Genomic DNA, 26697 nt, shown 5'->3' with positions numbered 1-26697 from the left:
GCCGGACTCCGCCACTATCGCAGCGAAGCCCGTTGCATCAATCCTGCATTTTGCCCCGAGTCGGGCGGGGCCACGCGCCGGCTCAGGTACGGCTAAGACCGAGTAGGAACTCGGCGTTGGATTTCGTCTTTTTGAGCCGCGTGATGAGCATCTCCATCGACTCGATCGGGCCCAGGCCCTGCATCGCGCGCCGCAGCCCGTAAATGCGCTGCAGCTCCTCCGGATGGTAGATGAGCTCCTCCTTGCGGGTGCCTGAGCGGTCGATGTTAATGGCCGGGAAAATCCGGCGTTCCACGAGCCCGCGGTCGAGGTGCAGTTCGCAATTACCCGTGCCCTTGAACTCCTCGAAGATGATCTCGTCCATCCGGCTGCCAGTGTCGATCAGCGCGCTGGCGACGATCGTCAGACTGCCGCCACCTTCGATGTTACGCGCCGAGCCGAAGAACCGCTTCGGCTTCTGCAGCGCGTTGGACTCGAGACCGCCCGACATCGTCTTGCCCTGGTTGCCGGCGAGCGCGTTGTAGGCCCGCGCCAGTCGGGTGATCGAATCGAGCAGAATCACCACGTGTTCGCCCTGCTCCACGCGGCGGCGGGCATTCTCGATGACCATTTCCGCGCAGTGCACGTGACTCTCCGGCGTCTCGTCGAAGGTCGACGAAACCACCTCGCCCTTGGTGTGGCGGCGGAAATCCGTCACTTCCTCGGGCCGCTCATCGATCAGCAGCAGGATGAGCTTCGTTTGCGGGCTGTTCGCCGTGATCGAGTTCGCGATATTCTGCAGGAGGATCGTCTTGCCTGTGCGCGGCGGCGCCACGATGAGCGCACGCTGGCCAAACCCGATCGGCGTCAGGATGTCCACGGCGCGCATGGACACGTCTTTCTGCGGCTCCTCGAGCTCCAGCAGAATCCGCTGCAGCGGATAGTATGGAATCAGCTCCTCGAACGGAGTGACCTTGGAAATCTCGCTGGGCGGCATGCCCATCACGCTGTCGACGCGCACCACGGACGGGCAGCGTTCACCCGCCTGCGGGGCCTGCACCAGCGCTTCGACGCGATGTCCGCGCTTCAACCCGTAAAGCTGCATCAAGCTCTCCGGCAGATAAGCATCGTCCGGATACAGCCGGTAGTTCACGTGCTCGTGCACGATGAAACAGCCGCGATCCGTCACGTCGATGTAGCCGCGGTCGCGCATCGGGCGCTTCTGCTCGGCGGCGGCGGTGATCACCTGCGTCAACAACTGCTTCCGGTTGGGCGCGCCTTCAAAGCTGGCGCCCATCCCGCGCGCAAAACTCGTGAGATCGGCGAGATTGAGCGCGTAGAGTTCGTTCAACCAGATCGGCTCGCCGCCGCCGGAGGAGATCTCCTGCGCCAGTTTCTCGAGCGCGGCGAGATCGGTGAAGCGCGACGGATTCGGCAGGTCACCCAGCACCGGCGCATTGCTTGGAGGCGGCGGCTGCGGGGGATGCTGCTCGCGCGGGGGGCCGCCCGGTTGCCAGTGGCCGCCACCGTGCCGGCCGCGCTTCCGCTTGTTGCGTTTCCAGAAATCGCGGCCACCTCCTCCTCCTCCACGGTCCTGCCACTCGCCTTGCTGACCACCTCCGCCGCCACTCGGCGCAGGACTGGGTTCCGCTTGCATCGACGGCGCGCTGCGCTCCGGTCCGGGTGCCGGCGCCGCCGGCGGCGGCGTCGGCGCGGCTTCTTCGCGCGGAGCCGGTGCGCGCTCAGGTTCGGAGCGGGCCGGCGGCGGCGGTTCCGCCTGCGCAGGACGCGGCGGCTCCGGTGCGGGGGGCGGCGCCTCGACTTTCGCGGCGGGCGCCGCGGTTTCGGCCGGCGCCGCCTCGGCGGCGCGCTTCGGCGCGCGCGAACGCGTCAGTCGGGACGTGCGGCGGCGCACGGGCTTCTTCGCTTCGCCGGTGTCGGCCTCGCGGGCAACGTTTTCATCCTCGGATTTCGGAGGCATGGTGGAATGTGTGATAACAGCTAGATGCGCCCGGTCGGGCGGTAAAGTGAGGCGCCAGTCGCCGCGGAGCGTTCAACGCGCGATCCGCAAGGTTTCGACCAGCCGGGTGATCTGATCCGCGAGGAACTCGGGCGCTCCGTCGTTCCAGAGGACAAAATCGGCCAATTCGATTTTATGCGCCAGTGGCAGTTGCTTGGAAATTCGTTGCTCGGCGAGCGCGCGAGGGAGACCGCGCTGCTCCAGTCGGGCGAGTTGCTGAGCCGGAGCAGAGGCGACGCATATCGTGAAATCAAACCAATTTTCCAGCTGCTGTTCGAAAAGCAGCGGCACCTCCACGGCCCACGCCACCGCCGGCGCCGCGGCAAACGCTTCGCGCCACAGCTGGTACACCCGCGGATGCACGAACTCCTCCCACCAGCGCAGTTCGGCGGCGTCCGCAAACACGCGCGCCGCCACCCGCGCCCGATCCACCCCGCCATCAGGCGCGAACACCTCCGCGCCATAGCGCTGCTGCAGCGCGGCCTTCGCCTCCGCGGAAACCAGCACGCGCTCGCGCACGAGCGCATCCGAATCCAATCGCCGGAACCCGTGCCGCTCAAAGCCCGCGGCGGCGGTCGACTTGCCGCAGCCGATCCCTCCCGTGATACCTAAAATCATGTAGTGTGCGGCCGAGCTTTCGACTTGCCTGCGAATTTCGCAAATTCTTAATGGGGCCGCCGTCGGGCCGCGTGGCCGCCCCTCCGGCTCCCCCGTTCAACCCCGATGTTCCCGCCGGTCGACACCAAGAATCCAGCCGCAGTGGCCGCGTTCGTGGAAGCTCGATTTCTGGCGCACTTCCCCGGTGAAAGCCCGGCCCGGCTCCGTCAGATGTTCCGGGACGTCGAGGCCCTGTTCACTGGCCGTCATCCGGACTACGGTCCGATCGACCTGCGCTATCACGACCTGGAGCACACCTTGCAGGCCAGCGTGTGCCTCGCGCTGCTGCTTGAGGGCTGTCGGCAGGCGGGTGAAACCGACGCCATCACGGCCCGCCGATTCGAATTCGCGATCGCCGCCGCGCTGTTGCACGACTCCGGCTACCTGAAACTCCGCTCCGACAGCGCCGGCACGGGCGCCAAATACACGTATTGTCATGTGCTGCGCAGCTGCGCGTTTGCCGCGAGCTATCTCCCGGTGCTGGGCGCCACCGAAGCGGAGATCGCCGGGGTGCTCGGTGCGATCAACTGCACCGGCCCGGCCCAGGAGGCGCACGGTCTGCACTTCAGCAACGCGACGGAGCGCTTCATCGGCTGCGCGCTGGCGACGGCGGACTACCTCGGCCAGATGGCGGCGCTCGATTATCCCGACGAACTGGAGATTCTTTACGCCGAGTTCAGCGAATCCGACGACTACCTCCACGTCCCTCCGGCGCAGCGCGCGTTCGCTTCGCCCGAGGATCTGATCGCACGCACGCCGGCGTTCTGGCGCAAGGTCGTCCGACCGAAGCTGGATGACGAGTTTCTTGGCGCCCACCGTTATCTTGCGACGCCGTATCCGAACGGCCGGAACGCATATCTCGAAGCCGTGGAGCGGAACATCACCCTGATCGAGGCGCGCGCCGCACACCTGCCTCGGCGCGTTGCGTAGTGCTGCGTCCCCGGGGCGCGCCTGCCGCCATGCTTGCGACCATCGCTTCCGCGGCCCTGCAGGGCGTCGAAGCCGAAATGGTGCACGTCGAGGTCAACGCCGGCGAGGCGGGCGAGCCGAAGCTGATTCTGGTTGGGCTGCCGGACGCCGCGGTCAAGGAATCCGACGATCGGGTGTTTTCTGCACTCAGCAACAGCGGTTTCAAACCGCCGCGGACGCGCACCACGATCAATCTCGCGCCAGGGCATTTGCGGAAGGAAGGACCGTTCTACGATCTGCCGATCGCGCTGGGCATCCTCGCCGCCACGCAACAGCTCCGCGCGGAGAACCTCGGCAGCTGGATGATCGCGGGCGAGCTCAGCCTCTCCGGCGCGACCCGACCGGTGCGCGGAGCCCTCGCGATGGCCCGCCTCGCGCGCAAGCTCGGCAAACGCGGGCTGCTCCTGCCGGCGGTCTCCGCGGAGGAAGCCGCGCACGTGGAGGGCATTGCCGTCTATCGCGTCGACTCGCTCGATCGCGCCGCGCGTTTTCTCACCGGCGAGATCACGCTGGCGCCGCTCGATCCGGCGCCGCTGCGGCGCACCCGGCCGGTGCCGGCGGACGGCGCGCCGGATTTTTCGGAGATCAAGGGCCAGCATGCGCTGCGTCGCGCGGTCGAGGTCGCCGTGGCAGGCGGCCACAACATCCTGATGCTCGGCCCGCCGGGGGCGGGAAAATCGATGGTGGCGAAACGCATTCCTTCGATCATGCCCGTCCCGGTGTTGGAGGAGCAGCTCGAGATCGTGAGCATTCACTCGGCCGCGGGTACGACCATCAGCGGAGAAATGGCCTGGGGCGTCCGGCCCTTCCGCGCGCCGCATCACACGATCTCCGACGTGGGTTTGCTCGGCGGCGGCACGATTCCCGGACCCGGCGAAATTTCACTCGCGCACCACGGCGTGCTCTTTCTCGACGAGCTGCCGGAGTTCAAACGTTCCGCGCTCGAGGTGCTGCGCCAGCCGATCGAGGACGGCGAGGTGACGATCTCGCGGAGCGCGGGCAAGGTCACGCTGCCCTGCGCGTTCATGCTCGCGGCGGCGATGAACCCCTGCCCGTGCGGCTACCTCGGCGACGCGAAGCACGAGTGCCGTTGCTCGCCGACCCAGATCCAGCGGTATCGTTCGCGCATCAGCGGGCCACTGCTCGATCGCATCGACATCCACATTGAAGCGCCCGCGTTGTCGCTCGCAGAGCTGCGCGCGACCGAAAACGGCGAGCCGTCCACGGCGATTCGAGCGCGGGTCGAGGCCGCGCGTGCGCGGCAGCACGCGCGCTTCGCGCACTCGCGCACCACCTCCAACGCGCGCATGACCCAGCCGCAAATCCGCCGGCATTGCGCCGTCGACGCGGCGCTGGGCGACCTCCTGCAGCACGCGATGGAACAGCTCAATCTATCGGCTCGTGCCTACGATCGGATTCTCAAGGTTGCGCGCACGATCGCCGACCTCGCCGGCGCCGAGCAGATCGAGGCGCCGCACCTCCTCGAAGCGATCCAATACCGCAGCCTCGACCGCGCAGTGTTTTACTAGCCGCGACAAGGTCGCTCCGCCGCAGGCGGACGGAAATTTCGGATGGAGCTTCCCTCCTGTTCATGAAATTTCCGGGCTAGGAACGAATCACCACGGGCTCACCGAGGTAGGTCGCCTCCACCGCGCGCAGCAGCGCGTCGTAATCCCGAAACGCGCGGCAGCGCGCGCCGGAAAGCCGCGGATAGATCGTCGAGAACTCATCGAAAATCAGCTCCTGGCCGCGGCACTGAAAAACCAGGTTCGTCCCGCCAAAATAGCTGGCGAGAACCGAATTTCCGCCCTGCACCGAAATGAACCGCTCGCATTGCGCATACAGGCAGAGCTGAAACTCGTTGAAGCTGGCGACCACTGCGCGATGCGTTTCGTAAAGATCCTCGGCCAGGAGCAGCGAGGGAAACCGCGCCTTGAGCGGTTCCTTCTCCGCGAGATCCTGGATCGTGTTGTGATCGCTCGTAATCAGTCGTGTGCAAGGGCGGTTGTAGACGACCACGTAGCGCTGCTGCAGCAACTCCACCAACGCGCTGAGCGTCGGCAGGTCCAGAAAGTTAGCGGGCCGCGCCCCCCACTCCTGGTTGTACTTGTTCGAGATGACGACCAGTGGCCGGCTGAACCCAAAGTCGATCCGCCCCCGGTACGTTTGCTTCAGCGGCACCTGCGCCCAACGACGGAAATCGTAACTGAAATTATGGTCCTCCGAATTCGGAATCGCAGGATCGAGAATGTACGCGCGTGGCCGGTCCTGCTCCTCGTGTCGCGGACTGAAGAAGTAAAACGCGCTCGTGCCCCGAAAGGAACACGTGCTCGCGAGCGTGCCGTTCAGATGATGCCAGTACGCATGCGGCAGGTAATACTTCAGCTCCGGGCCAAACTCCGTCAGGCATTCGATTCGCTTGTAAGGCCGCCGAAATATTCGATCGCGCAGGAAAAATCGCCGCTGCAGTTGTCGCGTGATGAGGCCTTGGAACACCCAGTCGGCTTGCCACGGGTTGAGTCGACGGCCCGTCCAGCGGTGATACGCCGGCGCAAACAGCCGGAGGAGAAACCGCTCCAGCCCGGGCAGCGTGAAGGGATCCGGCGTGCGACGGCGGAACAAGGTGAACATGGATACGGCGATGGCGCGAAGCATGAAGTACACCCCGGCTGCATTTGCAACCGGCGGTATGCACACCCGCGTTCGCCTGATCCCGTGTTCATGCGCTGGCTTAGGTGCGATGTCCGTTGCGGAAAAAACTCCCTAGCAGCGCATCCGGGAAAACCCGCGGCCATCGTAAACGCCGTGCGCCGGGGTCATCACCCTGCGGGGATCTGAACCGCTGATTCGCCGCGCGTGGGACCGCTGACGCCTCGCCCGCTTTCAATGTGCCCACCAAAGGCACACTCCCACGCACGCAGGTGCGGCTGCACCCGGCCACGGTGGCGAAGGATTGGCGTTACGAACGATTGCCACGTAACCACGGGAAGCTCAGCATCCCGCCATGAAGCAGGCGTTCGTCACTCGGCGACGCGCAGCGCTCGCCGCCGCGCTCTTGGTGTTGTTCACCGTGGTGGGTTTCTTTGTGCTTCCGCCACTGATCCGTCCCCAGTTGGAGAAGCGGCTCTCCCAGGAACTCGGCCGTCGCGTGACCATCGAGAAGCTCCGGCTCAACCCCTACACGCTTTCCGTCACGCTGGAGAACTTCGCCATCATGGAGCCGGACGGCGTCACGCGCTTTCTCGGCTGGCAGCGACTCTATGTTAATTTCGACGCCCTCTCCTCGCTCTGGGGCAGTTGGGTGCTCGGCGACATCGAATTGGATCGTTTCGACGCCCGGGTGGTGCTGCAGGCGGACGGAACGTTTAGCTTCGCGGACCTCCTCAAGCGCTTCACGCCGACGACTCCGGCACCCACGCCGTCCGAGCCGGCGCGACCCATCCGCATCGCGCGGCTGAAGGTCACGGAGACCAGCGTCAACTTCAGCGATCTTTCCCGCGCGCAGCCGTTCACCACGACCGTCGGACCGCTGACGTTTGCCCTGACGGAGTTCAAAACCGTCAGCCAGCGCGGTGCACCGTATCGATTCGAAGCCGTGACCGAGTCGGGGGAAAAGCTGAGCTGGGCGGGCACCTTGCAGGCCGAGCCGATGCGCTCCGCCGGCGAGCTGAGCCTCGAGGGCATCGTACTTCCAAAGTATGCTCCCTACTACGCCGATCTCACCCAAGCTGACCTCACGAGCGGCCGGCTGTCGGTGCGTGGCCGCTATGAACTCGATCTCACGCCCGGGCAGCACGTGATGAAGCTGCACGAGGGCATGCTGCAGCTGCATGAGGTGAAAGTTGTCCAGCGCAGCGACCGGTCAGCCGTCCTCGACCTGCCGGCATTCGAAATCAGCGGCGTCGACGCCGATGCGCTGAGCCAGAAGGCGACGATCGCGGCCATCGTGTTGAACGGCGGCAAAGTCTCCGTGCGCCGCGAAAAATCCGGCGCCATCAACCTGCTGGCGATGCTGCAGCCCGCCGCGCCGAAGGGCGGAAGCGTGGCGGTTGCAGCGCCTCCTGCTGCCACACCCGCGAACGCCGGTGCCGCGCCGAAGCTGCCGGACGTCACCATCGAGGCGCTCACCGTGAAAGGTCTGCAAGTCGAGCTGACCGACGAGGCCCCGCCGCGGCCGGCGCAGCTCTCGCTCAGCGGCCTCGACGTTTCCTTGAAAGAAATCAGTCTCGCCGCGGGCGCGCGCATGCCGCTGCACCTCGCGTTCAACTGGGCGCCACAGGGAACCGTGCAGCTCGATGGTGCCGTTGGCCTCAACCCGGTCACGGCCGAGCTCAAGGCGAACGTCACCGGTCTCGCGCTGCTCCCGCTCAGTCCTTACCTGGAACAGTTCGCCAACGCGCACATCACGCAGGGTGCGCTCACCACCACGCTCTCCGCGGAAGTCGAGCTGACGCCGGATGCCGCGCCCGCCGCTCGTGTGAGTGGCGACGTCACGCTGGAGAAATTCAGCTTGGTCGACGCCGTGCTGAACGAGGATCTGGCCGGCGTCGGCTCGGTGGCGTTGCGCGGACTGCGCGCGAGCACCGCGCCGGAGCTCCAGGTGGCCTTGGACGAAATCGTCGTCACCGCTCCGTATGCGCGCGTGCTCGTCGCCAAAGACCAGAAGCTGAATCTTGCTTCGCTCGCGGTCGCTCCGGCCGCCGCGGCCGAGGCCAACGCCGAGTCATCACCGCCAGCCGCGCCAACCGTGGCCGCCGCCGCGCCTGCGCCGTTGCCGAAAGTCGACATCGCCAAGGTGACCATCGCCGACGGCGACTTCCGTTTCACCGATCGGTCCCTCGAGCCCAACGTGAGCGTGGCCGTCAGTCAGTTTGGTGGCACAATCACCGGACTCTCCGCCAGCAATCCCGCGAAAGCCGACGTAAACCTGAAGGCCGTCGTGGACGGTTCCGGGCCCGTCGCAATCACGGGCAAGCTCGACCCGCTCAGCGCGCGGCCCACCGTGGACCTGACGGTCGACATGAAGAACGTCGACCTGCTGCCGCTGAGTCCCTACGCCGGCAAATACGCGGGCTACGAACTCGCGCGCGGGAAGCTGCTCGTCGACGTGAAGCTCCTCGTCGATGGCAAGAAGATCGACGCCGCGAATGTGGTCACCTTGAACCAGTTCACGTTTGGCAACGCCGTGCAGAGTCCGGACGCCACCAGTCTGCCCGTTCGCCTGGGCGTCGCCCTCCTGAAGGATCTCGACGGCAAAATCGTCATCGACATTCCGGTGCAAGGCAGCACCGACGATCCGAACTTTCGCATCGGGCGCGTCGTGCTACGCGTCATCGTGAATCTGCTCACCAAGGCCGCGGTGTCGCCGTTCTCGCTCCTGGGCGCGGCCTTCGGCGGCGGCGGTGACGAGCTCGCGTTCCAGGAGTTTGTGCCGGGGTCCACCGAGCTGCAGCCCTCCGAGGTGGCGAAACTGGAGACGATGACCAAGGCGCTCGTGAATCGCCCCGGGCTCAGTCTCGACCTCGACGGCAGCTACGATGCCGCGGCCGACGGCTATGCGTTGAAGCGCGTGAAGCTGGCCGACCAGATCCGCCGCGCCGCTTGGGAGCAGAAACGACGCAGCGATTCCAATCTCCCCCCGCCCGATCAGTTCGTGCCGACTGCCGACGAAGAAACCGCGGTCGTGAAGAAGCTGTTCGACGAAAAATTTCCGCCGGGCACGCAGTTTGGTACTCCGCTGCCGCCGCCGCCCGAAGTCGTCGCCCCGCCCCCGGCGCCCGCGGGCTGGTTCAAACGCGCGTGGCGCGCCGTCACGTTTCAGTCGCGTCGCGAGCAACGTGCCGCTCAACGCGAGAACGAGCAGCGCGCCGCGGATCACGCGCAGGCCGTCGCCTCGGCCACTGCGGCCGGACTGCCTCTCGACGAGATGAAAGGACGGCTCGCCGAAGCGATCACCGTCGACGAAAACGAGCTGGGGCAGCTCGCGCAGGCGCGCGCCCAACGGGTGCGCGACTACTTCATGACGACCGGGCAAATCTCGGCGGATCGACTTTTCCTGGCCAAGGAAAAGGAACAGACCGTCGCGCCGAAGGAGGGCAAGGGCCCGCGGGTCTTCCTGACGTTGCAGTGATCCACAGGCTCGCGCGGGCGCCAAAATTCACCCGCTGAGGTTCATCCGGTCTTTTGATCAACCGTTCGAGAGGTGGGACGGGCACGCCGCTGCCCGCCGGAAGCTCGCTTGACGCTCGCGGCGTTCACGGCGTGAGCGCCCTACTCGTCGACGCGACGGCCGCGCGACCGCCGCGTCGCTGACGTGCGCCTCAGCTCTTCTGCGCCTCGGCGGGAGTGACCGCCGGTGCGCTCGGTGTCGCCGCCGGCTCGCTCGGAGCCGCCGCCGGGGCGGGCTCCGCCACCGGCTCCGGTTGCCAGAAGTAGTGCCCGCGCCGGTTGTGGTCCCAGCGGATCCAAATCGCGGCGGCCGCGAGAATGACCAGCACCGTGAGCAACCACGCGAGTCGCTTTCGCCGCTTCGCCTCCTTGTCCTCGTAAGGATCCTCGAGCGAGCGGCGCGCGCCGGGCGGCAGCGTCGCCATCTTCGTCAGCGCCGCCCCAAACGGGATGTTGATCTTCACCCGGCCGTTCACTGCCCAGCCGTTGCCCTCGAGGATCGGCCCAATCGTGCGATGCCGCAGCTTCAGCGCCGCGATGAACATCGACGGGAGCGAGATCACGAGCATCAGACCGAGCAGGATCAGCGGAATCTGCCAGCTGGGAATGTCGACGACCTTCGCGAACACCGTCGCGATGAACGTGCCGATCGAGCCGATCGCCACGCCAATTCCGGTGATGAGTGCGAGGTCCACCTTCTTCGGTTCCGGTTTGGCTTTGTCGACGTTCGCGGTCTTCTCTGCCGCACCGGCCAGCTTTCCACTTGTCGCGGCGTCCGCCGCCGCCGCGCGTTTCGCCACCTGCTCCTCGATCATCCGGAGGAATTTTTTGTACGGGAGCCAGAACGCCTGCCGGATGCTGATCGGATTGTCGACGATGCTCGTGATCACCGCATACCACAGGATGCCGCGGCGATCGTAGAACAGCCCGTTGCGGCCGACGAAAAGGAAATCGCTGTCACCCTGCGTGAAGCAGGCCGCGATCGTCATCTTCGCGCCGTCGGCGCGCGTGCACGCGCAGTAAGCGACGTACGCCTTGCTCATTGCCGCGAGCGGATTGGCACCGTCCACGCGAATGCACAGCTCCGTCGAACGGCTGTCGAGATAGAGCGTTCCTGCCTGAAACGCAGCCGCGCGCTCCGGCGAGTAGAAATCGCCAAAGTTCACGAAATTGTGCAGCAGCGTGCGCAAATCGCGGTAGTAGCGCGCCAGCCGTTCGACGTCGCTGATCGCCTTGAACTCCGGCGCCAGCTTCTGGTCGCGACTGATCAGCGCGGTCAGCGCCGCGCGGCTGTCGCCGGCCAGCAACTCACGCGCCCGTGCCAGTCCCAGCTTCTCGACGGTGCGGCCCGCGTTCTGCCCGCGCCAGGTTTCGTACGGCGCGAGCGTCGCATTCAGTCCCGCCCACTCTTCCGCCGTCAGGCTGGACTTTTCGTGGCCGAACACCGGCGTCACCGCGCGATCCCGCAGCGCCGCGAGTTCGGCAGTCCAAGCGGGGTTCGTGCCGTCAGTGAGCGGCAACGCCCGTCCGGGCTCGATGCGCGCCAGCGGCAACGCCCGAATCTCGTCCGCCGAGATCGTCATGTCCTTCGCCGCCACGGCCAGGTAGTCCGTCTCACTGCGATTCAGCGCCGCGACTGACCGCGGATCGAAGGTGGCGAGGCGGGTGCGCGCGAAATAGTCCTCCAGCTTCGCGCGGATCGCGGCCACCGCCTGACACGCCGACTCCGTGGCTTCGCCGAGCACGGCGATCTGCTTGCCGGCGCCCTGCTCGTTCCAGGCCACGTACGCGGCGAGTTCGGCGTAGAAATCGCCGATCATCCCGGCCGTGATCCCCACCGTGCCGTCGGACCGCTTCGTGCCACCGCGGGAGGCGATGACCTCGTTGATCAAGGCCTGCACCGCGGCGTCCTCGGTCGCCGCGGCCGGAATAATGCCGTCACCAACCAATGGATTCGCGGCGAGGACCTTCGCCGACTCGGCGGCGTCGGCGACGCTGATCTCGGCCGCCTCCGCGCGGCCGAGTCCGGCGAGGACCCGGCGCGCCGAGGCGACGAGCACCTGCCCCTCGGGCGTGCCGCCGTTGACGGCCGTCAGCGGCAGCGGCGCATCGCCTTGCAGCAGCGAGCCGGCGTCGTTCAGTCGCGCGCTCGCCCATTTCACCGCGGCGATCACGTCGGGCGCGCTGATCCGCCCGTCATTGTCACGATCGATGAGCGCGAGCGTTTTCTCGTCCAGTTCCAATCCTTTGACCGGGCAGCCGAGAGCCACCCACAGTTTCTGGTCCAATTGATCGAGGGCGAGCAGGTCAGCGCCCGTTTCGAGCGAGACCTGGTCGAATCCGCCCGTGCGGAAGAACTTCCAAACATGGCCGGAGGCAGGAGAGCGCATGGGGAAAAAAAGAGTGGATGCGTTAGAATCGGTTCGAAGCGAACCCGGTCATAAGCGCGGGGTTTTTGGGGCAAGCCGGGCGCGCGGTTAGTTAACCAAGCGGCCCGGCGGAAACTCACGAACAAGGAGGATCGTTACAATCACGACTCGGGCTCCGTGACAAGCGGCGGAGCACCTTGGCACCAGGCCCCGGCTCAGGCGCGCCGCAGCCGAAAGCTCCGCACGGGACTAACGGTGGGGCGATCAGCGCCAGTTCAGCACCAAGCGCGTGAAGTAATTCGTGTCGAGCCGCTCGATGCCCGGGCCAGGCTGACTGTTGTAATCGTTGCTCACACCAATCCGCAGTTTCCAACTCGGCGCCACGAGCGGGATTTCGTAAAACGACTCGTGCGTCAGCCGGTAGTTGCCGAAATCTTCAAAGGACGGCACGAACGACAGCCGGTTCACCAGCTTCGCGTTCTCGAACGTCAGCTCATGCGCGAGTCCGAAGTCCAGACCGGCGCTCTTCACGTCGTCCGTGACCGGATTCCGGTAGCCTTCATAGCGGAACGAAAAACCGGCGCGCGTCGTCAGGATTTGCTTCGGCGCCTTGATCACGTCGTAGCCGAAACCGGCGGCGGCGATGTTATAGAGATCGATGTCCTTCACGCGATCGAAGCCGCCCTCGTCGCGCACATACCAGGAGGTCTTGCCGGAAAAATTGTTCTGATAATCGACGCCCGCCTTGAACTGGTCGGCCGACTTGGCGCCGTCGGCGACCTGACGGTCATACGCCGTGTAGAACTGCAGCGTGTCCTGCGGCGTTTTCATCGTGGCGCGGAGCGCGGCGGCGGTGCCGAGCTGCTCCTTGTTGCCTGTTTTGCCTGTGATATCCACCGCCGCCTCGTAGCTCCAGTGCCGCTCGAGCGCCGTGATCGCCGGGTCTTTCACGCCCGCCGCCCACCCTGCTACCACTTTGGTTGCAGTGGTGTTGATCGTGCCATCTTCGCCCGCGATCTGAATCGCGCCTTCCGGTCCACCCGTGACCTGGCCATCAAACCGCGTACCGCTGGCCAGCCGAATCGCGAGCGGCGCATCTGTGGAGAAACTCACCACCTCGCTCTGCTTGATGGCTAGCATCCCGGCATAGTTCGTTTCGATGGCAATCGCGCCATCAACGATCCGGACTATCTTGCCCACGATGCGGGCGCCATTCTTCGTCTCGACGACATCCCCGTACGCCTGATGGATCGCGAGGAACGCCGAAAAAAGAAGGATCAGAAATCTGTATCGGTGTTTGAGTGTCATAAAGCACCGTGGGTCTACGTCGCGGCCACTCGGTGGTCAAAACCTTTGGCGGCAACCGGTTTGATATAAGCCATGTACCGGCAGGGGATTATACCTCAGGCGAAATGAGATCGGATGATGGTTTTCCCGGGCAAATGTCACGGCAACGCCCGGCGAACTCGCGGTGTTCCCCGAACCAACTCGACGGCCGTGACCGGGCCCGCCGTAAATGTTTGGCCGCAAACGAAAATGGGCCGATATAAGGGTGGCCCGCGAATCCAAGAACACCCTCGGCCCGTCCTTTATCACGGAAACATACCATGGAACTTGTTGACGCCCCGGCCCGGACGCACCCCGGCTTCGCGAGCCCCGTCGCGGGCGGCTCACGACCGGCCGCGTCGCCTCGCCCGTCGGAGCTGCGCGATCTCATGGCCGCGGCCAACGCCGCGGCCACGATTCCCGCGGACCAGGACTATGCGATCTGGGAAGACGTCTGCCGGAGACTCGCGGCAGAAAAGAAACCCGCGCCCGTGCGGCCTGCCCCGGGGCCCGGACCCCGCACCGTGCTCGTGGCCGATGAAGCGCCGGCCCTTCGCGAAACCATGCGCAAGACACTCGCCGCCGCCGGCTACGAGGTGGTCTGCGTCGAGGATGCCGCCAAACTTTTGTTGGTCGCGCCGCAACGAAAAGCCGACCTGATCATCCTCGCGATGGTTCTGGCGGGAAGCGATGGCGCCGGCCTGATTGCCCAACTCCGTGAGCTGGCCATGCATCGCTGCACGCCGATCATGATGCTCACCGCCCCTGGCCAGGACGGAAAAAAGATTGCCGCCCGCCGCGCCGGCGCGAGTGGCTGGATCGCCAAACCTTTCGACCCCGCCCGCTTCGTGGCGATCATTCAACAGGTGTGCCCCGGTTGCTGAGCGAACGCCGCTGCGCTGCTCACCACCACTCCGCCCTCCGCGCCCATCATGTCTTTGCCCACGAAAAACCAGATCCTCGAAGCGCTCGCGAAAACCGAAAGCTTGGCTCCGGCGCCCCGCACGCTGGGCCGGGCGCTGCAGTTGCTGCGCAATCCGGACTCGGGCCTCAGCGATATCGTCGAACTCATCAATCGCGACTCGGCGCTCGCCGCCGACGTACTCCGCTGCGCCAACAGTGCCTTCTACGGACGCAACACCCGCACCGCCGCCGTGGGCGAAGCGGTGCAGGTGATCGGTTTTCACGAAACCATCCGGCTCGTCAGCCTCGTCGCCATTCACAGCACGACGAATCGCGACCTCGGCAGCTACGGCATCGCCGCCGACGAGTTCTGGACGGAAAGTCTTTTCAACGGTCTCTTCTTCGACGCGCTCGCGAAGCACACGAACAACGTGGACAGCGGCGAGGCGTACACCACCGGTCTGCTGCGTTTCATCGGCCGGCTCGCCCTCAATCAGGCCCTCCAGGATCTCGGCGGCGGATTGTTCTGGGATGGGCAGCAGCCGCTCGTTCAATGGGAGCGTGAGAACGTTGGCCTGACCCAGGCCGAAGTCGGAGCGAACCTGCTCCGGCGCTGGCAATTTCCCGATCCGATCGTGGTCGCGGTGGAGTCGCAGGATCTGTCCGCGGAGGACGCAATCGAGATCCCGCAGGCGCTGGTGCAGGCGATGAACCTCGTGGCCCGCGTGCTTCCGGCGGGTTCCGGCGTGCCTGCAGCCGATGCCCGGCCCATTCAGCTGCCGGCGGATTTGGCCGAGCACCCCTTCGCGCTGGCGTACGGTTTCTCAGTCGAATCACTCGGCACGATCCACGCCGAGGCCGTCCACGCCTTCGCGGCGATTCGCGAAACGCTTTACCGCTGAACCGCCCGTCCGTCAGCGGGCCGGTTCCAGCAGATTCTGGATCATCGTGATCAGCTGCTGCGTCCGCACCGGTTTCACCAGATGCGCCTCAAAGCCGGCCTCGCGGCTGCGCGCCATGTCCTCCTCCATGCCGAATCCGCTGAGCGCGATGCCCCGCAGGCTGTAGCGACGCCGCAGCTCACGCATCAGATCATTGCCCGAGCCGTCCGGCAGTCCCAAGTCGCTGACGAGCAGGTCAAACGTACTCTCGCTCGCTATCGCCAGCGCTTCCTGCGCCGTCGCGGCGATCGCCACCTGGTAACCCGTGCGCTGCAGCAGCCGCGCAATCGCGTTCGCCGAATGCTCGTGGTCCTCCACCAGCAGAATTCTTTTCGGCCGCGATTCGGGCGAACGATTACCCTCAGACTCCGTCGCCGCCATCGGTTCGACGTCCTGGGCAGTCGCGTCCGGGCAGGTCGGCAGTTCGACGATGAACTCCGCTCCGTGGCCGGGCCCTTCGCTGCGCGCGACGATGGTGCCATGGTGCAGTTCCACGAGCGCGCGGCAGATCGCGAGTCCGAGACCCAGTCCGCCAAAACGCCGCGTGATGTGCGCGCCGCCCTGCTCGAACGCATTGAAGATCTGCGGCAGCACCGACGCCTCGATCCCGATGCCGGTGTCCGCCACGCGGACTTCCAACCGTTCCGGCGACGGATTGCGCGTGCGCAGCGTGATGGCCCCATCCTCCGGCGTGAACTTCACCGCGTTCTTGATCAGGTTCCAGAAGACCTGCCCCAGACGGGCCGTGTCCCCGCGCATGGCGCTTCGGTTCGCCTCGAATTCGCATCGCACTCGCAGCCGCTTCTGGCTGCACATGTCGTCGCAGCCGATCTTGATGGCATCCTGCAGCACGCGGTGCACATCGACGATCTCCTCGTTCATGCGCAGCTTTCCGCGCGTGATTCGCGTCAGGTCGAGCAGGTCGTCGATCAGCCGCATCTCGAGTTCGACGTTGCGCCGGATGGTTCGCAGGTCGTCGCGCACTTCGGGTGGGAAACTCCTCTCCTGCTCGAGCATTTGCGTCATCATCAGGACCGGCGTGAGCGGCGTGCGCAGTTCGTGGCTCAGAGCCGCCAGGAATTCGTCCTTGGCCCGACTCGCGCGCTCGGCATCGTCCTTGGCCTGGCGCAGTTCCGCCTCGACCCGACGGCGCTCGGTCAGATCGAGCAGCGAGCCGATCATGCGATAGGCCCGCCCGGACTTGTCCCGGGCAATGTGCCCGCGATCGAGAAACACGCCATAGCTGCCGTCCTGCCGGCGAAACCGATACTCGTCGCTCCAGGTGTCGCCCCCGCTCGCAATCGCGGCCTGAATGCTGGCGTCGAGTCGCGCGCGATCCGCGGGATGCACGCGCTCGCGCCAGTTCTCGAAGGACGTTCCGATCTGTTCGGCGGTGTAGCCCAGATTGGCCAGGGTCGCCTCGCTCCAACCGATTTGGTTCGTCCGCAGATCCCAATCCCAGATCACGTCGTTCGTCGCTTGCGCCACCAACCGGTAGCGCTCCTCGTTGAGCCGCGCCTCCTCTTGCGCCACGCGAAAATCGTGGATGTCGGTCGCCGTGCCGTACCATTTGATGATCCGGCCCGTGGCATCGCGGCGGGGAATGCCCCGGCTCAAATGCCAGCGCACGCGGCCGTCGGCCATCCGTACGCGGTGCTCGATCTGGTACGGTCGTCCGGTCCCGATTGCCCGACGCCACGCATGAATCGTCGCCGCCTCGTCGTCGGGGTGCAGCGTCGGCGCCCAGTCCCAGGAGGGCTCGCTGCCTTCCGTCGCCGGCGAGATCCCGGCGTACTCGCGCCAACGCGCGTTGTAATAGTCCACGCGTCCGTCCGGATTCGCCGTCCACACCAACTGGGGCATCGCGTCGGCGAGTTGCCGAAACCCCTCTTCGCGCTCGCGTAGCGCCGAGGCCAGCTCACCCGGTGTTACGCCCTCCCGATCCTGCGGCTGATCGCTCTGGGCTGGTGACGATCGTTCGCCCGCGTCATGACGATCGCCGCTTTGATCACCTGTGGGACGGTCGGCGGCGTCTCGATGCATAGATTCGAACCCCGAGTATCCGTGTGCTGGTACTGGCCACAAGAACGTTGGAGCAATTCACGTTTCGTTCACATCTCGGCTGGGCGACCGCCATCCGGCGACACGTTCCTCCCCAGTCGGCAAATCACCGAAAGCTACTTCGTGGCCGGACCCAGTGCCGCACCTTGCGCCGGCACATCCAGAGCTTCACGCACCAGATGAAGAGCGTGATCGGTCGCAAATGGTTTCGGCAAAAAGTGAATCCGCGGGCCGGGGATCTTCTCCAGCTCCGCGCGCTGCGCCGGCAACCCGCTGATGGCGATGATCGGCAAGCTGCGATCGCGCCCGCGCAGCGCCCGCGCTGTTTGCGCACCATCCATCACCGGCATCATCGCATCGGTGATCACAAGATCGATGCTGCCGGCGTTCTGTGCATAGACGCCCAGTGCCTCGGCGCCGTCGGAGGCCGTAAGCACCCGGTAGTTGTGCTGCGTCAACGCGCGCTGGAGCATGCTGCGAATCGCCTCCTCGTCCTCGATCACCAGCACCGCCTCGCCTCGCCCGTGCAGCGCCGCGGCGGCGGGCTCCACGCCCAGCGGTTCGACCGCCATCGCCACCGCCGGCAGATACACCTCGAACGCGGCGCCGCGTCCCAGCTGCGATTTCACGTCCACAAAGCCGCCGTGGCCGCGCACAATTCCCAACACCGTCGCGAGCCCCAGACCCGTGCCCTGCCCCACGGGCTTCGTCGTGAAGAAAGGATCGAAGATCTTGTCGAGGTTCTCCGGTGAGATTCCCGCCCCGGTATCGCGCACGGTGATCCGAACGTATCGGCCCGCGCCTTTCGCGGCGTGGCGCTGCGCCAGCTCTTCTTCCACCTCTACGTTCTCCGCGGTGATCTGCAGCCGGCCCCCCTCGGGCATCGCATCACGCGCGTTCACGCACAAATTCAGCACGACTTGATGAATCTGCGTGCGATCCGCCTCGACCAGCCGGAGATCCGCGGGCGCATACACCGTCTGCACGATTTTTTTGGGAAAAGTCTCCCGCATCAGCCGGCCGGTGTCCTTGAGGATTCCCGCCACGTTCAGCGGCACCCGCGGCGACTCGCTGCCCCGGCCGAACAGCAGCAACTGCTGCACGATGTCTGAACCGCGCCGCGCGCTGTCGCTCAATAACTGGAGCATGTCCCGATCCGCCTGGTTTTGCGCGAGGGGGCGCAGCAACTCCACCGACATCAGGATCGGCGTGAGTACATTGTTGAGATCGTGCGCCACGCCGCTGGCGAGCGCACCCAGGCTTTCGATCCGCTGCGCGCGCAGGAACTGCTTCTCCATCCGCTTGCTCGCGGTCACGTCCGTGACCACGATGAGCACGGACGTCGGCTGACCGGCTGCATTCCTTACCAGCGTCGCATGCACCCGCACGTCGATGGTGCCGCCGCTGCGCACGACATGCTGCCGCTCGCCACTCCACTCCCCGCGCTCGATCAGCCGCTGCCACTCCTCCCGACGGACTTCGGAGTTCTCGCCCGGGATCAATTCATCGAGGGTGTGGCCCAACGCTTCCGTCGCAGGGATCCCGTACATCCGCTCCGCGGCGCGATTCCAGTAGGTCACCACGCGGTCCATGGTGGTGACCAGAATTCCATCGTGAGCCACATCGAGGAGCGCGGCTTGCTCGCGGATCCGCTCGCTGGCGCGCTTACGCTCGGTGATGTCCTCCTTCACCGCCAGGAAGCGTGAGATCTTCCCCTCGTCGTCGAAGATCGGGCCGATCGTCGCCGCCTCCCAGAACAGCGTGCCGTCCTTCCGGCGATTGTGAAACTCGCCCCGCCATTCGCGCCCGGAGGTGATGGCCTGCCACATCTCGCGATAGGTCTCCCCGGAAGTTTCACCGGAGCTGAGCACGCGCGGATTTTTCCCGCGGACTTCCTCGAGCGAATATCCCGTGGTTTCGGTGAACCACGGGTTTACGTATTCGATCTCCCCGGACGTCTCGGTTATGATCACGCTGACCGGGCTTTGCTCGACCGCGCGGGAAAGCTTGCGCAGCTCGATTTCCGCCAGCTTGCGGGCGGTGATGTCGACGAACACGCACACCAGCTGCCCAACCGACGGGCGAAAAGCGCTCACCGTGAAGTGACGGTTGAGCGGCTGGCTGTACCGCTCGAACACCCGCGGCTCGCCCGTCTCCGCCACCAGCCGGTACGCTTCCATCCACTCCGGCTCCATCCCTGGAATCGCCTCTGACATCCGCCGCCCGACGACGTCCGCGGCCCGGATGCCCGTCTGGCGTTCGAAAGCCGGATTGACCGCCGTATAGCGCAAGTCCACCGCCCGCCCCTGCTCGTCGCGTACGATTTCGTGCAGCGCGAAGCCGTCGAGCATGGTGTCGAACAGCATCTTGTAGTCGGCCATCGCCTGCTTGAGCGGCGTCGTGTCGATGAGAAAGCCCTCGATCGCGACAATCTCCCGGCCACGGCGGACCGGATGCAGCGAAAAGGTATGGTAGCCGGTGGATCCGTCCGCGCGCCGACGGCGGAACTCGCCGGCGGCGATGGCTTCGCCAGCCAACGCTCGTCGCACCACGTCGGCAGCCGCGTCGGCGTCCTCCTGCGCCTGGGTGGTTAGGTAATCCTGGCCCAGAACCTCTTCAGCACGCGTGAATCCATGCATCGCCAGCCACGCGCTATTTACCGCCTCGAACCGGGCGGCGCGATCGATCCGAAAATAACCCGCGCCGGCATGCTCGATGGCTTCGCGGAAGCGCTCCTCGCTCAGCCGCAGCACCTGTTCGGCGCGATTGCGCTGCGTGATGTCGCGGAGAATGGAGACAAAGCGGCCGCGCCCCGGCACGTGGACGACGTTCACCTCGAAGTCGATCAGCCGGCCGTCGTGGGCGCGCAATCGCGTTTCGAAACGCACGCGTCCGGCGAGTCGTACTTGCGCGAGATGCCGCTGCACGTCCTCGGGGCTCTCGTTCGCCTCGAGATCAGCAATGGTGCGGGTCGCGAGTTCCGGCATGCTGTAACCGGTGGCCATCAGGAATGCCTCGTTCGCCGCGATCAGCCGCCCACTCTCATCCGTTTCCACCACTCCGTCGAGCGCCGCGCTCAGCAGCGTCTGATAGGTGACCGCCTGCTCTTCGACCGTGGCATTCAGTCGCTGCTGTTCGCTGATGTCTGTCACCACCACGCACCGCGCCGCGCGTCCGTCCCAACTCAGCGCGTGCGAACTGACCTCCACGCGCAGGCACGAGCCATCATGCCGCAGGTGAGTCCAGGGTCCGCTGAACGCGAGCGGCGGTCGCTCGGTTCGCAGCGTACTCTCCAACTGCTGCATCTCCGCCGCCGGATGAATGTCGCCCACCGTCAGTCGCAGAAAATCTTCGCGGGCATAGCCATACTGACGCTGGGCTGCATCGTTGACCGCCAGGAACTGCAGCGTGGCGACGTCGTAGACGAGCATCGGGTTCGGGCTGTTCTCGAACAGTTCGCGATAGCTCGCCTCGCTCGTCCGCAATGCCGCCACCATCCGCATGCGCTCGCGCACGCTCGCCTGCGCCACGCGATGCCCGCCAATCAGCGCGAGCACGCCCGCGCCCCACAAACCGAGAAACACCGCGAATTCGTCGAGCGCGACTTCCGCGATCCCGCCGTCGTGCAAGGCGACCAGCGCGACCACGATCAGCCCAGTCCAACATGCGCCGGCAGCCCAGACGTAGTGCGAGTTCCAATGCCGCGCGATCCGGCCGACGAACACGCCGATCCGGTCCCGCGGGGAGGCCTGATCCCAAGCGCCGGACGAATCGGGCTGTGCCATCCGATTTTGGTACAGGGCCGCGCCTCGAAGGTAAAGCGTCCGTGTGAAGGGATGGCCAATTATTAGTCTCTTCGGCGCTGTGGGCGGAGTGGCTTCTAGCCGGCGTCTGACCGCGCGCGGCTGGTGATCCGGGGTTCCTTTGGAATTGCGGGGAGGGTTTGTCCGACGCCACGACGAAGTTCGTTGGGCCAGCGCGACTAGTCACGCCGGTGCGGCGCGAGTGGCTCTAGCCTGCCACCAACGCGGCGCCGAGCCTTGATCCCGAGAGTTCCTTGGCCGAGAAGTTTCGGTTCTGGGGCTTCCCGACGCGGGGGTGCCGTCGCTCGATCGGCAGAGATACGCGCGGGTAGTTGCGCGGTCGAAACCGCGCTTGACGCGCGTCGCAAAATCCGAACCTTCGACCCTCTCGAAGACGCCCTCATCGTCTATCGGTTAGGACAGGAGATTCTCAATCTTCAAAGCGGGGTTCGATTCCCCGTGGGGGCGCCAATTCCGGAACGACCTGCGCAAGCAGGTCTTTTTTTGTCTACACCAGAGTTTTGGGGAGAAGCTGCGTTGGTGCGTTAGGCGGCGGACGCAGCACACTGATCATCAACGCGCAGGCGGCGGTTCGCGAGTTCTCATAGCAGAACTCATTTGTGCGCCGCGCCCAGGTCGCTCCGACCGAGGGCAGACTGGTTCCGGGTATTTGCGATTCCGCCGCATTGCCGTGCACTCACGGAACGTGAACCCAAGCACCACTTCGTCGGCCTCTTCCTCCGCCACGCCCGAACTGCCGCCAGGAGTGAAAGCAGACTTTACCACCGACCGTCGCGTGCTGCTCCTCTGCGCGCTCGCCGTGCCGGTCGGAATCATGGCCGCGCTGGTCGCCAAACTCCTGCTGTGGCTGATCGCGTTGTGCACGAACCTCGCCTTTTTTCAGCGGCTTTCCACCGAACCGGTGGCGCTGACCGGACATCACTTCGGATGGTGGGTGGTGGCGGTGCCCGCTTTGGGCGGACTCGTCATCGGGCTCATGGCGCGCTTCGGATCCGAAAAAATTCGTGGGCATGGAATTCCGGAAGCACTCGAGGCGATCCTGCTCGGCCGCAGCCTCATCGATCCCAAGGTCGCGGTGCTGAAGCCTGTGTCGTCCGCGATTTCGATTGGCACTGGCGGACCGTTCGGCGCGGAAGGTCCGATCATCATGACCGGCGGCGCGTGTGGATCGCTCTTCGGGCAATTATTTCACCTCACCTCGGCCGAGCGGAAAACGCTCCTCGTCGCCGGCGCCGCAGCGGGGATGGCGGCCATCTTTGCGACACCTGTCGCCGCCGTGCTGCTCGCCGTGGAACTGCTGCTCTTCGAGTGGAAACCGCGCAGCTTCATCCCTGTCGCCGTCGCCGCCATTATCGCCGATGTCCTGCGGGTTCCGCTGCTCGGCGCGGGGCCGCTGTTTCCGGTTCCTCCGCACGCCATGCTCGCGCCGACGACGCTGCTGATTGCCCTCCTCGTCGGGGTTTGCATCGGGCTCGCATCGAGCCTGCTCACCGCGGTGGTCTACGCATGCGAGGACGGCTTCGCCAAGCTGCCGGTTCACTGGATGTGGTGGCCCGCGCTGGGCGGATTGCTCGTGGGTCTTGGTGGATTGATCGATCCGCGCGTGCTCGGCGTCGGCTACGAAACGATCCATGCGCTCATGCGTGGTGAACTGCTCGGTGTGGCGGCGCTCGGGCTGGTCATCGCGAAGGGACTGGTCTGGTCGATCGCACTCGGCTCGGGCACCTCCGGCGGCGTGCTGGCGCCGTTGCTGATGCTGGGCGGTGGCGTCGGCGCGCTGCTTGGCGGAGTCACGGGCGTGGGTGATGCCGGCTTGTGGGCCGTCGTGGGCATGGCGGCGATGATGGGCGGCACGATGCGTGCGCCGCTCACGGGCATGGTGTTCCTGCTGGAACTGACCCACGATCTGAACGCGCTGCCGGCGCTGCTGGTCGGCACCGTGGCCGCGCTGTGCGTCACGGTGCTGGCGCTGCGGCGTTCGATCCTGACCGAGAAACTCGCCCGGCGCGGTCAGCACATCACGCGGGAATACAGCATCGACGTCTTCGCCCTCAAACGCGTGGGCGAGGTCATGGATCGCACGCCGCCGCTCGTCGCTGCTGACACCACTGTCGCCGAGCTGGCGGAACAACTCGCGCAGCCGGATTCGCCGCTCGCTCGTCGGCAGGCGACGTTGATCACGCGCGACGGCAAACTCGCTGGCATCATCACGCGCGGCGACCTTATCCGCGCACAGCAACGAGACGACGACGGCACGATGACAGTGGACCAGGCCGGCACGACCGAGCCGGTTACAGTTTTCCCGGACGACACGCTCGACCACGCGCTGGTGCGAATGCTCCAACGCGGGATCGGCCGGTTGCCCGTCGTCTCGCGCGAAGATGGGCAGACAATCGTCGGCTATCTCGGTCGGGCCGAAATCCTGGCGGCCCGCCTGCACGCGCAGGACGACGAACGCCGTCGTGAGAAAGGCCCGCTGCTGTCCCGGCCCACCGCGCCGAAAGACACCATGTCTTGAGGTCCTGTCGCCCAAATCACCGCGAAGCGAAAAAGGGTCAGTCGTGAACTCTGGATAACGGCTGGCGAAGAAAAGCATATGTGATGCTGCCATCGGCCACACACTCGCTGGCTACCTTTCTGCCAAAGCCCGTTCGAATGCGTGAAAGTTTCTAGGCAGCTGAAGGGGATATGTGCTCGTGGCTGAGTGGGGGCAGGCAAAACCCTTGCTCCTTCCGCAGCTAGTTGCACAGTAGCGGCATGTCTGTTGCCGCCATCCAGCCCGGCAACACCGATACTCACCCCCAGCTTGACGCAGCATTGGCCCGTTTGAAAGCAGCGGGAATGCGCATCACGCAACCCCGGGTTGCGATGCTCGACGCGCTGCTGCATTTTCGTATGCCGGCGTCGGTCGCAGCAATCCACGAGGCAATCGGCGGGTGCTGCGACCTAATAACTGTTCGCCGCTCGGTCGGTGCGATGGTCGACGCCGGAATGGTACGGCGGATTTTCACTCGTTCGGCGACAGCCTTGCACGAGTTGTCGCTTGATCCTGAGCGTCTCTACGTCGTCACCAAATCCGGCGAAATCCTGGCACCCGAGGCGGCGGTGCCAACGCCCAAAATGCGGCGGGCAGTCCAGCGAGTGGAGGATGCCCTGCGGCGGCGCGGATACAGATCCGTCAGCCACCTCATCCAATTCATCGCGGACCCACCGACTCCTGCCGCCAAACGACGGCCTCACCGCCTCGATTCCCGGGATAGTGCTGCGCTTTAGCGGCGCTGTGGGAGTTGCCCCACCTTATGTTCCAGCCCGACCTCCGTACCGCCGCCGTCTTTGCGGTCATCGCAGCACTACTCATCGTCGAAATCGTCATCCTGACGGTGCGACTTGTCCGCGCGAGGAAGGCACGCGAAGCGATGTACGAGCGGTACAAAGATATCGTCGATCGAGACGCTGAAATCCAGAAGCGGGACCTGGCACTAGCGGAGTTGGCGCAGCGCTATTCCGTCCTCGACGGCAACGAGAAGACGAAGCTCCAGGCCCTTGAGAACCAATACGTGTCGGCGAAGTTCACCTACGACAAGCTGAGCAAGGAACTCGCGCTCGTCGAGGAGACCTTGGACATGCAGTCCTTCGGGCTCTACAAGCCGCACTACGACTTTTCGACGTCGGACGAGTATCGCGCAAAGCTCGACAGCAACTACGAGCAACAGAAGGTGCTGGTGAGTGGCGGGCGTGCTGCCGTATGCCCGACCACGTGGACTGTGGGCGGTAGCGCGCGTGAGGGCGAACGGATGATCAAGCACATGATGAAGCTCATGCTGCGAGCGTTTAACGGAGAGTGCGATGCCGCCATCCTGAAGGTGAAATGGAACAACGCCACGGCGATGGAGGAGCGCATTCGGCGATCGTTCGATGCCATCAACAAGGCAGGCACGGTAAACCAAGTGTCGATCACGCGACCTTATCTCGATCTAAAGATCGACGAACTCCGCCTCTCGCATGAGCTGGAACAAAAGATCTACCAGGAGAAGGAAGAGCAGCGGAGAATCGCGGAAGAGATGCGAGAAGAAGAGAAGGTGCAACGCGAAATCGAGCGCGCGAAAAAGGAAGCGGAGGATGAAGAGAAACGATACCAAAAGGCGCTCGATCGTGCGCGGGTGGAACTAGCAGACGCGAAGGGAGCAGAGCTGGAGGAACTCACGGCAAAGATTGCTGGACTTGAGATGCAACTCAAGGAGGCGCAGGAACAGAAAGCGCGGGCGATCTCACGCGCTCAGCTGACCAAGGCCGGGCACATCTACGTCATCTCGAACATCGGTTCGTTTGGTGAGGATGTCTTCAAGATCGGAATGACGCGGCGGCTTGAGCCGCTTGAGCGCGTGAAGGAACTCGGCGATGCGTCGGTTCCTTTCCCGTTCGACGTGCACGCGATGATGTACACCGAAAACGCTCCCGCTCTCGAATATCAGCTTCACGACCACTTCGAAGCGAAACGGGTGAATCTGGTCAACGAACGGAAAGAGTTTTTCCGGGTCACGCTCGCCGAAATTGCGGAGTTCGCAAAAGCCAACAACTACCCAGTGACCATCACGAAACTCGCAGAGGCCCGCGAATACCGAGAGACGCTCGCCGCCAGAGCGCAAAAAGCCTCGCAGGTGGAAACTGGCGTCGCTCCGACCACGACACAGTTTCCAGACACACTTTTTACTGCCGCTGCGAGTTGAGATACGCGAGGAGCGATCCAAAAGGGTATGCGTACTGGTCAACAGTCAAGACGTGGGGTTGCCCTTTGGCCCTCCCTGGTCGGTCACATCGTCGATGAAAGAGGCGACGGGTGCTTCTCCGGTTGACCAAGGAACGTGGCACGAGGCGGGCAAGTCACTGGGGTGTTCAGTCGGATGTAGGCGAGTTTGGCTCCTGCAATCACGGAGGGTTTGTAGCCGAGAAGCCGTTCCAAGCGTTTCCCATTTCTGGTACGCGGCCACCGCGAGGCTATGGTTGGCCTGCGAGGTTCTGGTAGGCTATGGTTGCCTCGTGGGGTTCTGGTGTCCTCCGCACTCACGGAAATCCGCGATCGCGCCTACATACATCATATAGTCACCAGCATCATCATCCTTTCCGGCGGCAGCGGCGAGAAAGTTCTTGCGCCTTATCCGGAACTCCACGCATCGGCCTCTCGTCCACTGATCCACCGCATTGTCGTCTGGCTCGATCCCGAACAGAATCCGCGCAGGTCCGGGGACTGTGCTTTTCTTGACTCGCAAGAGAACGATTTGGACCACCGGCGGTAATGCGTCACCCCTCTGCCCTCCTGGCCGCGCTCGGAATCCTACGTATTCGACCTCTGCTTCAATCTGAACCCACTCATCCGCAGTAACCGAATCGGACGCGGCGGTTTGCCCGCCGCGCCTAGCAGCCTGATTGGTTGCGGTTGCACAGCCGAGCACCAACGAGACACCTGCCGCGATTCCCAATAA

16 protein-coding genes and 1 tRNA gene are annotated in these 26697 nt (G+C 65.0%); 10 read left to right on the top strand and 7 right to left on the bottom strand.

Going from position 1 to position 26697, the window contains the following annotated elements; genetic code table 11:
• Window positions 1-82 precede the first annotated feature (82 nt).
• Both rho and coaE read right to left on the bottom strand, forming a co-directional pair.
• On the bottom strand, window positions 83-1960 hold the full coding sequence (gene rho, locus OTER_RS26680; protein WP_083767753.1) for a transcription termination factor Rho: 1878 nt from the start codon (window positions 1958-1960) through the stop codon (window positions 83-85).
• Between the two features lie 72 nt (window positions 1961-2032).
• The gene (coaE, locus tag OTER_RS15595) at window positions 2033-2617 is read right to left on the bottom strand and encodes a dephospho-CoA kinase (RefSeq protein ID WP_012375890.1); all 585 of its coding nucleotides are present in this window, start codon (window positions 2615-2617) and stop codon (window positions 2033-2035) included.
• A 105-nt stretch (window positions 2618-2722) separates the two neighbouring features.
• On the opposite strand from coaE, the gene OTER_RS15590 reads away from it, so the two are divergent.
• Together OTER_RS15590 and OTER_RS15585 are read left to right on the top strand one after the other, a co-directional pair.
• Window positions 2723-3586, top strand: coding sequence for a hypothetical protein (locus OTER_RS15590; protein ID WP_012375889.1), 864 nt, complete (start codon window positions 2723-2725; stop codon window positions 3584-3586).
• A 29-nt stretch (window positions 3587-3615) separates the two neighbouring features.
• The gene (locus OTER_RS15585; protein ID WP_012375888.1) at window positions 3616-5154 is read left to right on the top strand and encodes a YifB family Mg chelatase-like AAA ATPase; all 1539 of its coding nucleotides are present in this window, start codon (window positions 3616-3618) and stop codon (window positions 5152-5154) included.
• 76 nt (window positions 5155-5230) lie between these two features.
• Here OTER_RS15585 and OTER_RS15580 read toward each other — a convergent pair whose 3' ends face one another.
• Window positions 5231-6280 (bottom strand): hypothetical protein, encoded by a 1050-nt coding sequence (locus OTER_RS15580; protein ID WP_012375887.1) that lies wholly within the window; start codon window positions 6278-6280, stop codon window positions 5231-5233.
• 349 nt (window positions 6281-6629) lie between these two features.
• Between OTER_RS15580 and OTER_RS15575 the strand changes: the two genes are divergently transcribed.
• Complete coding sequence (locus OTER_RS15575; protein ID WP_012375886.1) at window positions 6630-9755, top strand: DUF748 domain-containing protein; 3126 nt, start codon at window positions 6630-6632, stop codon at window positions 9753-9755.
• A gap of 190 nt (window positions 9756-9945) precedes the next feature.
• On the opposite strand, the gene OTER_RS15570 is transcribed toward OTER_RS15575, so the two are convergent.
• Entirely contained in the window at window positions 9946-12183 is a 2238-nt protein-coding gene (locus tag OTER_RS15570) for a hypothetical protein (RefSeq protein ID WP_012375885.1), read from the bottom strand.
• Between the two features lie 243 nt (window positions 12184-12426).
• Window positions 12427-13470 carry a DUF481 domain-containing protein gene (locus OTER_RS15565; protein ID WP_012375884.1) on the bottom strand — a complete coding sequence of 348 codons (1044 nt, stop codon included), beginning with the start codon at window positions 13468-13470 and terminating at the stop codon, window positions 12427-12429.
• A gap of 299 nt (window positions 13471-13769) precedes the next feature.
• On the opposite strand from OTER_RS15565, the gene OTER_RS26675 reads away from it, so the two are divergent.
• Complete coding sequence (locus OTER_RS26675; RefSeq protein WP_012375883.1) at window positions 13770-14372, top strand: response regulator; 603 nt, start codon at window positions 13770-13772, stop codon at window positions 14370-14372.
• Window positions 14373-14420: 48 nt separating this feature from the next.
• Window positions 14421-15293, top strand: coding sequence for an HDOD domain-containing protein (locus OTER_RS15555; RefSeq protein WP_012375882.1), 873 nt, complete (start codon window positions 14421-14423; stop codon window positions 15291-15293).
• Between the two features lie 12 nt (window positions 15294-15305).
• Here the strand turns inward: OTER_RS15555 and OTER_RS15550 are convergent, their stop codons facing one another.
• Window positions 15306-17375: a PAS domain-containing hybrid sensor histidine kinase/response regulator gene (locus OTER_RS15550; RefSeq protein ID WP_012375881.1), complete on the bottom strand. Its 2070-nt coding sequence runs from the start codon at window positions 17373-17375 to the stop codon at window positions 15306-15308.
• 134 nt (window positions 17376-17509) lie between these two features.
• Window positions 17510-21178, bottom strand: coding sequence for a PAS domain S-box protein (locus tag OTER_RS24280; RefSeq protein WP_012375880.1), 3669 nt, complete (start codon window positions 21176-21178; stop codon window positions 17510-17512).
• 414 nt (window positions 21179-21592) lie between these two features.
• On the opposite strand from OTER_RS24280, the gene OTER_RS15540 reads away from it, so the two are divergent.
• From OTER_RS15540 to OTER_RS25890, 5 genes are all read left to right on the top strand, one after another.
• A tRNA-Glu gene (locus OTER_RS15540) sits at window positions 21593-21667 on the top strand.
• 364 nt (window positions 21668-22031) lie between these two features.
• On the top strand, window positions 22032-23735 hold the full coding sequence (locus OTER_RS15535; RefSeq protein WP_425496021.1) for a chloride channel protein: 1704 nt from the start codon (window positions 22032-22034) through the stop codon (window positions 23733-23735).
• A 239-nt stretch (window positions 23736-23974) separates the two neighbouring features.
• Window positions 23975-24490: a Fur family transcriptional regulator gene (locus OTER_RS15530; protein WP_012375878.1), complete on the top strand. Its 516-nt coding sequence runs from the start codon at window positions 23975-23977 to the stop codon at window positions 24488-24490.
• Window positions 24491-24516: 26 nt separating this feature from the next.
• Entirely contained in the window at window positions 24517-25944 is a 1428-nt protein-coding gene (locus OTER_RS15525) for an SNIPE associated domain-containing protein (protein WP_012375877.1), read from the top strand.
• 321 nt (window positions 25945-26265) lie between these two features.
• Window positions 26266-26511, top strand: a complete 246-nt coding sequence (locus OTER_RS25890) for a hypothetical protein (RefSeq protein WP_148218145.1) — start codon at window positions 26266-26268, stop codon at window positions 26509-26511.
• The last annotated feature ends 186 nt before the right edge of the window (window positions 26512-26697 follow it).

Origin of the sequence: Opitutus terrae PB90-1 (genome assembly GCF_000019965.1) — a bacterium.
In the GTDB taxonomy this organism is placed as follows: Bacteria; Verrucomicrobiota; Verrucomicrobiia; order Opitutales; family Opitutaceae; genus Opitutus; species Opitutus terrae.
Note: the sequence above shows the minus strand (reverse complement) of the source record. Positions and strands in the feature narration are given on the sequence as shown.

Excerpts from the sequence above, each read along its gene's own strand:
- OTER_RS15565 (WP_012375884.1), bottom strand. The coding sequence starts at position 13,470 with ATGACACTCAAACACCGATACAGATTTCTGATCCTTCTTTTTTCGGCG.
- OTER_RS15525 (WP_012375877.1), top strand. The coding sequence starts at position 24,517 with ATGTTCCAGCCCGACCTCCGTACCGCCGCCGTCTTTGCGGTCATCGCA.
- OTER_RS15590 (WP_012375889.1), top strand. The coding sequence starts at position 2,723 with ATGTTCCCGCCGGTCGACACCAAGAATCCAGCCGCAGTGGCCGCGTTC.
- rho (WP_083767753.1), bottom strand. The coding sequence starts at position 1,960 with ATGCCTCCGAAATCCGAGGATGAAAACGTTGCCCGCGAGGCCGACACC.
- OTER_RS15575 (WP_012375886.1), top strand. The coding sequence starts at position 6,630 with ATGAAGCAGGCGTTCGTCACTCGGCGACGCGCAGCGCTCGCCGCCGCG.
- OTER_RS15550 (WP_012375881.1), bottom strand. The coding sequence starts at position 17,375 with ATGCATCGAGACGCCGCCGACCGTCCCACAGGTGATCAAAGCGGCGAT.
- OTER_RS15535 (WP_425496021.1), top strand. The coding sequence starts at position 22,032 with ATGGCCGCGCTGGTCGCCAAACTCCTGCTGTGGCTGATCGCGTTGTGC.
- OTER_RS15585 (WP_012375888.1), top strand. The coding sequence starts at position 3,616 with ATGCTTGCGACCATCGCTTCCGCGGCCCTGCAGGGCGTCGAAGCCGAA.
- OTER_RS15555 (WP_012375882.1), top strand. The coding sequence starts at position 14,421 with ATGTCTTTGCCCACGAAAAACCAGATCCTCGAAGCGCTCGCGAAAACC.
- OTER_RS15530 (WP_012375878.1), top strand. The coding sequence starts at position 23,975 with ATGTCTGTTGCCGCCATCCAGCCCGGCAACACCGATACTCACCCCCAG.
- OTER_RS15570 (WP_012375885.1), bottom strand. The coding sequence starts at position 12,183 with ATGCGCTCTCCTGCCTCCGGCCATGTTTGGAAGTTCTTCCGCACGGGC.
- OTER_RS24280 (WP_012375880.1), bottom strand. The coding sequence starts at position 21,178 with ATGGCACAGCCCGATTCGTCCGGCGCTTGGGATCAGGCCTCCCCGCGG.
- coaE (WP_012375890.1), bottom strand. The coding sequence starts at position 2,617 with ATGATTTTAGGTATCACGGGAGGGATCGGCTGCGGCAAGTCGACCGCC.
- OTER_RS26675 (WP_012375883.1), top strand. The coding sequence starts at position 13,770 with ATGGAACTTGTTGACGCCCCGGCCCGGACGCACCCCGGCTTCGCGAGC.
- OTER_RS15580 (WP_012375887.1), bottom strand. The coding sequence starts at position 6,280 with ATGCTTCGCGCCATCGCCGTATCCATGTTCACCTTGTTCCGCCGTCGC.